The organism is Streptomyces sp. NPDC039423 (assembly GCF_055598725.1).
Genome location: NZ_JBVKAH010000025.1, coordinates 1 through 10,038, shown reverse-complemented (window position 1 = coordinate 10,038; position 10,038 = coordinate 1). Strand labels below are relative to the sequence as shown.

General features: G+C 73.2%; 1 protein-coding gene and 1 pseudogene. Both read right to left on the bottom strand.

What is annotated here, in order from left to right; translation table 11 throughout:
* The coding region (locus ACZ7LK_RS32535) for a type I polyketide synthase (protein ID WP_471144668.1) at nt 1–3,719 on the bottom strand (3,719 nt) is incomplete at its 3' end.
* A 76-nt stretch (nt 3,720–3,795) separates the two neighbouring features.
* Nucleotides 3,796–10,032 (bottom strand): annotated as a pseudogene (locus tag ACZ7LK_RS32530) (type I polyketide synthase); the annotation flags it as partial.
* Nucleotides 10,033–10,038: the final 6 nt, after the last annotated feature.

The window sequence follows — 10,038 nt, the reverse complement described above, 5'->3', positions numbered from 1 at the left end:
TCATCGACCACACCGGCCGAACCATCCACCGGCACCACCGACCACTCCACCCGGAACAAGGCATCGCGGGTGACGTCCTGGGTCGTGTCGAGCTGGTCGGGCGAGAAGGTCCGCAGCGCCAGGCTGCGCACGGAGGCGACCGGCACGCCCTCGGCGTCCGCGATCTCCAGCGCCACCGCGTCCTTCCCCGCGCGGGAGAGCCGCACGCGCAGCGTGTCCGCTCCCACGGCGTGGACCGCGACACCGCTCCAGGCGAACGGAAGGCGTCCCTGCCCGGTGTCCTCGATGAGCGAGCCGAGTCCGACCGCGTGCAGGACGGCGTCGAGCAGGGCCGGGTGCAGGGTGAACTGCGCCGGTCCGGGATCGATGTCCTCCCCGAGGCTCACCTCGGCGAAGACCTCCTCGCCCCGGCGCCAGGCGGCGCGGAGCCCCTGGAACACCGGACCGTAGCCGAAACCGGCGTCGGCGAGGCCCTCGTACAGCCCCTCCACCGCGACCGGCTCCGCCCCGGCCGGCGGCCACACGCCGAGCTCGAACGCCGGGGCCTCCGCCCCTTCGGCCAGGACGGCGGTCGCGTGGCGCAGCCAGGGCTCGTCGTCCGGGGCGCGATCGGCGCGCGAGTGGAAGACGACGGATCGGCGTCCCTGCCCGTCGGGCGCGGCAACGGCGATCTGGAGCTCGATCCCGCCGTCGTCGGGAAGCACCAGCGGCGCCTCCAGGGTCAGTTCGTCGACCCGGTCGCAGCCGACCTGGTCACCGGCGCGCAGCGCCAGTTCCACGAACGCCGTGCCCGGCAGCAGCACCGTCCCGGCGACCGCGTGGTCGGCGAGCCACGGATGTGTCTCCAGCGACAGCCGGCCCGTGAGCAGCAGGCCCTCGGCGTCCGCCAGGGCCACGGAGGCGCCCAGCAGCGGATGGTCGGCGGAGCGGAGGCCGGCGGTGGTGACGTCTCCCCCGAGGGTTCCGGCGTCGAGCCAGTAGTGCTCCCGTTGGAAGGCGTACGTCGGCAGGTCGACGCGCCGGGCGCCGGTCGAGGCGTAGAACGCCCGCCAGTCGACCGGGAGGCCGCGTACGTGCGCCTGGGCGAGAGCGGCGGTGACCGTCTCCGCCTCGGGCCGGCCGGAGCGGAGGGCGGGCGCGAAGACGGCCGCGTCCGCCTCGCCGGTCAGGCAGTCCTGGGCCAGGGCCGACAGGACCCCGTCGGGGCCGAGTTCGAGGTACGTGGTGACCCCGACGGCCTCCAAGGCCCGGACACCGTGCAGGAATCGCACGGCCTCGCGGACGTGACGTACCCAGAAGTCCGCCGACCCCATCTCGTCCGTGACCAGCGCACCGGTCAGGTTCGAGACAACCGGGATACGCGGAACCTCGTAGGAGATGCCCTCCACGATCCGCCGGAAGTCGGCCAGCATGCCGTCCATGTGCGGCGAGTGGAACGCATGGCTCACGCTCAGCCGCTTCGTCTTACGGCCCTGCTCCTCGAAGTGCTCGGCGATGGACACCGCGTCGGCCTCGTCACCCGCGACCACGACCGACTGCGGACCGTTGATCGCCGCGATGCTCACCCGGTCGCTGAGCAGCGGAAGGACCTCGTCCTCCGACGCCTGCACCGCGATCATCACGCCACCGGTCGGCAGCGCCTGCATCAACCGGCCACGAGCCGCCACCAGCCTGCACGCGTTCTCCAGCGAGAACACCCCGGCCACATGCGCGGCCGCGATCTCACCGATCGAATGACCCGCCAGGAAGTCCGGCTTCACGCCCCAGCTCTCGACGAGCCGGAACAGCGCCACCTCGACCGCGAACAGCGCGGGCTGGGTGAACTCCGTACGGTCGAGAGCAGCGGTGTCCGACCCGAACAGCACGTCCTTCAGCGGCAGGTCCAGGTGCGCGCACACCGCATCCAGCGCCTCCGCGAACACCGGGAACGCCTCGTACAGCTCACGACCCATGCCCAACCGCTGGCTGCCCTGACCCGTGAACAGGAACGCCAGCTTGCCCCGCGCGCCCGCCTCGCCGCGCACGATGCGGTTGGTGGTCCGGCCCGTGGAGAGCGCGGCCAGGTCGGTGAGGGCGCTGTCCGGGTCGGCCGCCAGGACAACGGCGCGGTGTTCCAGGGCGGCGCGACCGGTCGCCAGGGAGAAGCCGACGTCGGCCGGGGTCGCCCCGTCCGGACGGCCGCGCAGGTGGGCGAGCAGACGTCCGGCCTGGGCGTGCAGGGCCTCTTCCGTACGGCCCGAGACGGGCCAGGGCAGTACGGGCGGCACCGACAGCGGGCGCGGGGCCTCCTCGCCGTCCGCCTCGGGGGCGGAGGGCTGGTGGGCCTCGTCCGGCGGGAGCGGGGCCTGCTCGATGATGGTGTGCGCGTTGGTGCCGCTGATACCGAACGACGACACGGCGGCGCGGCGCGGGCGGCCGGTCTCCGGCCAGTCGACCGACTCCCTGAGCAGGGAGACGGCCCCGGCGGCCCAGTCGACGTTGGTCGACGGCTCGTCGACGTGCAAGGTCTTCGGGATGCGGCCGTGGCGGATCGCCATGACCATCTTGATGATGCCGGCGACACCGGCGGCGGCCTGGGTGTGCCCGAGGTTGGACTTGACCGAGCCGAGCCACAGGGGGCTGTCCTCGGTGTGCTCGCGGCCGTACGTGGCCAGCAGTGCCTGCGCCTCGATCGGGTCGCCCAGCGTCGTCCCCGTACCGTGCGCCTCGACGACGTCGACCTCGGCGGCCGTGAGCCGGGCGTCGGCCAGGGCCTGGCGGATGACGCGCTGCTGGGACGGACCGTTCGGGGCGGTCAGCCCGTTGCTGGCGCCGTCCTGGTTGACCGCCGAGCCACGGACCACGGCCAGCACCGGGTGGCCGTTCTTGCGGGCGTCCGACAGGCGCTCGACGAGCAGCATGCCCGCGCCCTCGGCCCAGCCGGTGCCGTCCGCCGAGTCCGCGAAGGACTTGCAGCGGCCGTCGAAGGACAGGCCGCGCTGGCGGCTGAACTCGGTGAAGGTGCCGGGCGTGGCCATGACGGTGACGCCGCCCGCGAGGGCGAGGGTGCACTCGCCCTTGCGGAGCGCCTGGATGGCGAGGTGGAGCGTGACGAGGGAGGACGAGCAGGCGGTGTCGACGGTGAGCGCGGGGCCCTCCAGGCCGAAGGTGTACGAGACCCGGCCGGAGGCGATGCTGCTGGATCCGCCGGTGCCCAGGTACCCCTCGACCTCTTCGGGTACGGCGCGCAGCCGGGAGGCGTAGTCGTGGTACATGACGCCCGCGAAGACGCCGGTACGGCTGCCGCGCACCGAGGTGGGGTCGATGCCCGCCCGCTCGAACGCCTCCCAGGAGGTTTCGAGGAGCAGCCGCTGCTGCGGGTCCATCGCCACGGCCTCGCGGGGCGAGATCCCGAAGAACGCCGGGTCGAAGCGGTTGGCGCCGTGCAGGAAGCCGCCTTCCTGCACGTAGCTCGTGCCCCGCCCGTCCGGGTCGTCGTCGAAGAGGCTCCCCATGTCCCAGCCCCGGTCGGTGGGGAAGGGGGTGATGGCGTCGGTCTCCTCGGACACCAGTCGCCACAGGTCCTCCGGCGACTCGACGTCCCCCGGGTAGCGGCAGCTCATCCCGATGATCGCGATCGGCTCCTGCTCCTCCGACTCGACCTCCTGAAGACGGCGACGCGTCTCATGGAGATCGGCAGTCACCCGCTTCAGGAAGTACCGGAGTTTTTCCTCATTCATGCGTGCATCCCTCGTACAGAAGCCAGAAAGACAGAGCCGTCGGTAAGGCGGGGCCGAGCCGCGAGCGGTCGTCGCATCAGGAGATTCCGAACTCCTTGCCGATGAAGTCGAAGAGGTCGTCGTCGGTCGCGGTCTCGAGGACCTCGGCCACGTCGTCCTCGCCGTCGCCCTCGGCCGCCCGGTCCCCGGCCTCGCTCCACGCGGCGAGCAGCGCCTGGAGGCGCTCGGTGATCCGGTCACGGCCGTCGTCGTCGGGCAGGGAGGCGACGAGCGTCTTCTCCAGCCGGTCCAGTTCGGCGAGCAGCGGGGGAACCGCCGCGGCGCCGTCCTGCCAGAGCTCGTCCCGCAGGTAGTCCACCAGCGCGGCCGGTGTCGGGTAGTCGAAGACGAGCGTGGCGGGCAGGCGTACCCCGGTCGCTCCGCCGAGCCGGTTGCGCAGCTCGACGGCGGTCAGCGAGTCGAAGCCGACCTCGCTGAACGACCGTGCCGGGTCGACCGCTTCGGGCCCGGCGAAGCCGAGGACCGCGGCCACGTGCGTGCAGACGAGGTCCAGCAGGGCCTCGTCCCGCGCGGCCGGCGAGAGCCCGGTCAGGCGCTCCCGCAGCGCGGTACCGCCGTCGGCACCGGTCTCGGCTGCACCCGCCGCACGGCGGACGGGCGTACGGACGAGTCCGCTGAGCAGCGGCGGGAGCATCCCGCCACCGCTCGCCTGCGCCCGCAGGGCGGCCAGGTCCAGCTTGACCGGCACGAACACCGCCTGCTCGGACGCCCAAGTGGCGTCGAACAGAGCCACGCCCTCCTCGGCGGACAGCGCGGCCACACCACCACGGCCCAGCCTCGACACGTCCTCCGCGCCCAGCTCACCCGCCATGCCGCCTCCATCGGCGGCCCACAGGCCCCAGGCCAGCGAGGTGCCGGCCAGACCGGCGGCCCGGCGGTGCTGCGCCAGCGCGTCCAGGAACACATTGCCCGCCGCGTAGTTCGCCTGACCCGCACCACCGAACACACCAGCAGCGGAGGAGAACAGCACGAACGCCGACAGGTCCAGATCCCGGGTCAGCTCATGGAGGTTCCAGGCGCCGTCGACCTTCGGACGCAGCACGCTCGAAAGACGCTCCGGCGTCAGGGACCCGACCACACCGTCATCCAGGACGCCGGCCGTGTGGACCACGGCCGTCAACGGATGCGCCTCGGACACCTGAGACAAAGCCTCAGCCAGGGCGTCCCGGTCGGCGACATCACACGCCGCCCACGACACCTCAGCACCCAGCCCCGCCAACTCCGCCGTCAACTCAGCCGCACCAACGGCCTGAGCGCCACGACGGCTGACCAGCAGCAGATGCCGCACACCCCGCTCCGCCACCAGATGACGAGCGAACAAACCACCCAACGTGCCACCCGCACCCGTCACCAACACCGTGCCCGCGGGATCAAGCACACGACCACCGGCATCGGCCACAGCCGCACGGGCCAGCCTCGGCACCCGTACCGCACCGCCTCGGACGGTGAACTCCTGCTCGCCCGAGGCGAGCGCGGCGGTCAGGGCGCGGTAGGAGGCGTCGGTGCCGTCCGTGTCGGCCAGGACGAACCGGCCCGGGTTCTCCGACTGCGCCGAACGCACCAGACCCCACACCGGGGCATGCACCAGATCCGTCACGTCCTCACCCGGCACGGCAGCCACCGCACCCCGGGTCAAGAACACCAACCGCGACCCCTCGAACCGCGCATCCGCCACCCACTCCTGGAGCAGCGACAACACCCGACCCGACTCCGCATGCACAGCCCCCACCACATCGGCGGCCTTCGGAGCCATCAGCGGGACGCAGACCACGCCCGGTACGTCGCGGCCGTCCCGACCGGCGTCGGCGAGCGCCGCGAGCCCGGTGTGGGCCTCGTATCGGACACCCACGGCGTCGAGTCCCGGGTGGCGGGCGTCGCCGGTGCCGCCGTCGTCCGCCAGCAGGGCCCAGGGACGCTGTTCGGCGGCGGACACGGGGGTGAGGGGCAGAGCCGTCCAGTCCACGTGGAACAGCGACTCCTGCCGGCCGCCGCGCGCGGCGCCGATCTGGTCGGGCGAGACCGTGCGCAGGACCAGCGACTCGACCGAGGCGACCGGCACGCCGGCCGCGTCGGCGAGGTGCAGCGACACCGCGTCGCGGCCGGCGGGGGCCAGCCGGACCCGTACGGCCGACGCGCCCGCCGCGTGGAGGGACACGTTGCGCCAGGCGAACGGCAGCCGTCCCTGGCCGGTGCTCTCCACCAGGCCGCCGAGACCGGCCGCGTGCAGCGTGGCGTCCAGGAGGGCCGGGTGGAGCCCGAAGCCCTCCGCCGCCTCCACGGCCGCCTCGTCCAGGGCGACCTCGGCGTACACCTCGTCGCCGTGCAGCCAGGCCGAGCGCAGGCCCTGGAAGACCGGTCCGTAGTCGAACCCGGCCGCGGCCATGCCCTCGTACAGCCCGTCGATGTCGACCGCCTCGGCGCCGGGCGGGGGCCAGGCGGTGAGGTCGAAGGCGGGGGCCTCCGCGCTCGTCGCGAGCACGCCGTCGGCGTGCCGCGTCCAGGGCTCGTCGGCGGGGGCGTCCTCGTCCCGGGAGTACAGGGCCAGGCTCCGCCGGCCGGAGCCGTCGGTGGCGGAGACGGACAGCCGCAGTTGGACGCCGCCCCGCTCGGGCAGCACCAGCGGTGCCTCCAGCGTCAGCTCCTCCAGCATGTCGCAGCCGACCTGGTCGCCCGCGCGGACCGCCAGTTCCACGAAGGCCGTGCCCGGGAGGAGGACCGAGCCGAGGACGGCGTGGTCCGCGAGCCAGGGCTGGGTGGCCAGGGACAGCCGGCCGGTGAACAGGAAGCCGTCCGAGTCGGGCAGTTCGACGGCCGCGCCCAGCAGGGGGTGGTCCGTCGTGCCGAGCCCGAACCCGGTCGCGTCGCCGGGACCGGCCGGTGCCACGGCCGAGTTCAGCCAGTACCAGTCGCGCTGGAAGGCGTACGTGGGGAGCTCGACCTGCGTGGCGCGGGTCGGCGCGAAGTACGTCTCCCAGTCGACGGGCGTGCCGTGGGCGTGCGCCTGGGCGAGGGCGGTCGTGACGGTCTCGGCCTCGGGGCGGCCCTTGCGGAGGGCGGGCGCGAAGACGGCCGTGTCGGTGTCACCGGTCAGGCAGTCCTGGGCGAGGGCCGACAGGATGCCGTCGGGGCCGAGTTCGAGGTACGTGGTGACCCCGGCGGCCTCCAGCGCGCGGACGCCGTCCAGGAACCGTACGGCCTCGCGGACGTGACGTACCCAGAAGTCCGCCGACCCCATCTCGTCGGTGACCGGCGCACCGGTCAGGTTCGACACGACCGGAATGCGCGGGGACGCGTACGACAGGCTCTCGGCGACCTTGCGGAAGTCGGCGAGCATGCCGTCCATGTGCGGCGAGTGGAACGCGTGGCTGACCGTCAGGCGCTTGGTCTTACGACCCTGCGCTTCGAAGGACCCGGCGATAGCGACGGCCGCGTCCTCGTCACCGGCGACCACGACCGACTGCGGTCCGTTGATCGCCGCGATGCTCACCCGGTCGCTGAGCAGCGGAAGAACCTCGTCCTCCGACGCCTGCACCGCGATCATCACGCCACCACCAGGCAGCGCCTGCATCAGACGTCCGCGTGCTGCCACCAGCGTGCAGGCGTCCTCCAGGGACAGCACCCCGGCCACGTGCGCGGCGGCGATCTCACCGATCGAATGACCCGCCAGGTAGTCGGGCTTCACGCCCCAGCTCTCCAGCAGCCGGAACAGCGCCACCTCGACCGCGAACAGCGCGGGCTGGGTGAACTCCGTCCGGTCGAGGAGGTCGCCACTGTCACCGAACAGCGCGTCCTTGAGCGGCAGTTCCAGGTGCCCGCAGATCGCGTCCAGTGCGTCGGCGAACGCCGGGTACGCCTCGTACAGCTCCCGGCCCATGCCGGGACGCTGGCTGCCCTGACCGGTGAACAGGAACGCCAGCTTGCCGGTGCCGCTCGCCGTCCCGCGCACCAGACCGGAGGCCGTACCGCCCTCCGACTCCAGCGCGCCCAGACCCCGCAGCAGCTCCTCACGCCCACCGGCCACGACCACCGCACGATGGTCGAACCCGACCCGCCTGGTCGCCAGCGAGTACGCCACATCGACCGCAGCCGGAGCCGTCTCCGTCGAGGCGTCCAGCAGATGCGCCCGCAGCCGCGCGGCCTGACCCCGCAGAGCCTCCGGCGACTTCGCCGACAACACGTACGGCAGCACGGCCGGCGTACCCGCCACCGGCTCGGCACCGACCGCCACCGGCGGCGCCTCCTCGATGATCGTGTGCGCGTTCGTCCCGCTGATGCCGAAGGACGAGACACCCGCACGGCGCGGACGGCCGGTCTCCGGCCACGGCACGGCATCGGTGAGGAGGGCGACCGCGCCGTCCTCCCAGTCCACGTGCGGGGTCGGCTCGTCGACGTGCAGCGTCTTGGGCAGCACGCCGTGCCGAATCGCCATGATCATCTTGATGATGCCGGCGACACCGGCGGCCGCCTGGGTGTGACCCATGTTCGACTTGATCGAGCCGAGCCACAGCGGCTGGTCGGCCTCGCGCTCCCTGCCGTACGTGGCCAGCAGCGCCTGCGCCTCGATCGGGTCGCCCAGCGTCGTACCGGTGCCGTGAGCCTCCACCACGTCGATCTCGTCGCTGGTGAGGCCCGCGCTGGCGAGGGCCTGGCGGATGACGCGCTGCTGGGACGGGCCGTTGGGGGCGGTCAGGCCGTTGCTCGCACCGTCCTGGTTGATCGCCGAGCCGCGCACGACCGCGAGGACCGGGTGGCCCTTGGCGCGGGCGTCCGACAGCCGCTCGACGAGCAGCATGCCGGCGCCCTCGGCCCAGCTCGTGCCGTCGGCGGCGGCGGCGAAGGACTTGATGCGCCCGTCGGCGGCCAGACCGCGCTGGCGGCTGAACTCGGTGAACGTACCGGGGGTGGACATGACGGTCACGCCACCGGCCAGCGCCATCGTGCACTCGCCGTTGCGCAGCGCCTGGATGGCCCAGTGCAGGGCGACCAGCGAGGACGAGCAGGCGGTGTCGACGGTGACGGCCGGGCCTTCGAGGCCGAAGGCGTACGAGACGCGGCCGGAGGCGATGCTGCCGGAGTTGCCGGTGCCGAGGTAGCCCTCCACACCGTCCGGTACGGCCGTGATCCGGGTCGCGTAGTCGTGGTACATGACACCGGCGAACACACCGGTGCGGCTGCCGCGCATGGACGCCGGGTCGATGCCCGCCCGCTCGAACGCCTCCCAGGAGGTCTCCAGCAGCAGCCGCTGCTGCGGGTCCATCGCCACGGCCTCGCGCGGCGAAATCCCGAAGAACGCCGGGTCGAACCGGCCCGCGTCGTGCAGGAAGCCGCCCGAGCGCGTGTAGCTGGTGCCCTTGCCGTCCGGGTCCGGGTCGTACAGCGACTCCAGGTCCCAGCCGCGTCCCTGGGGGAACTCGGAGATGGCGTCGCCGCCACCCAGCACCAGGCGCCACAGGTCCTCGGGGGTCTCGACGCCTCCGGGGTAGCGGCAGCTCATGCCGACGATCGCGATCGGGTCGTCGGAGAACGCCGTGCCGGTGCGCACGGGCGATCCCGTGACCGCTCCGGCGGCCTCGGCGTCCCCGGTGAGACCCAGCACCTCGGTCCGCAGGTACTCCGCGAGCGCGTTCGGGGTCGGGTAGTCGAAGACGAGGGTGGCGGGCAGGCGTTCACCGGTGGCCGCGCCGAGCCGGTTGCGCAGCTCGACGGAGGTCAGGGAGTCGAAGCCCAGCTCCTTGAACGCGCGGTCGGCCGGTACCTCGTCGGTCGAGGCGTGGCCCAGTACGGCGGCCACCTCGCCCCGCACCAGCTCCAGCAGCGCCGCGTCCCGCTCGTCGGCGGGCAGGCCCGCCAGGCGGGTGCGGAACGCCGAGCCGTCCGCCGTACCGCTACCGCCCTGCCCGGCGGCCCGGCGCACCGGTACGCGGACCAGACCGCGCAGCAGGTCCGGGAGCATGCCGCTGCGGGCCTGGGCCCGGAGGGCGGGCAGGTCGAGCGGGAGCGGGACGAGCAGCGCGTCGGTGGTGCGGCCGGCCGCGTCGAAGAGGGCGAGGCCGGTCTCGGGCGCCAGCGCGCCGATGCCACTGCGGCGGATGCGCTCGCGGTCGGCTTCCGTGAGGTCGCCGCCCATGCCGCCCACACCGGTCCACAGGCCCCAGGCCAGCGAGGTGCCGGCCAGGCCGGCGGCCCGGCGGTGCTGCGCCAGCGCGTCCAGGAACACATTGCCCGCCGCGTAGTTCGCCTGACCCGCACCACCGAACAC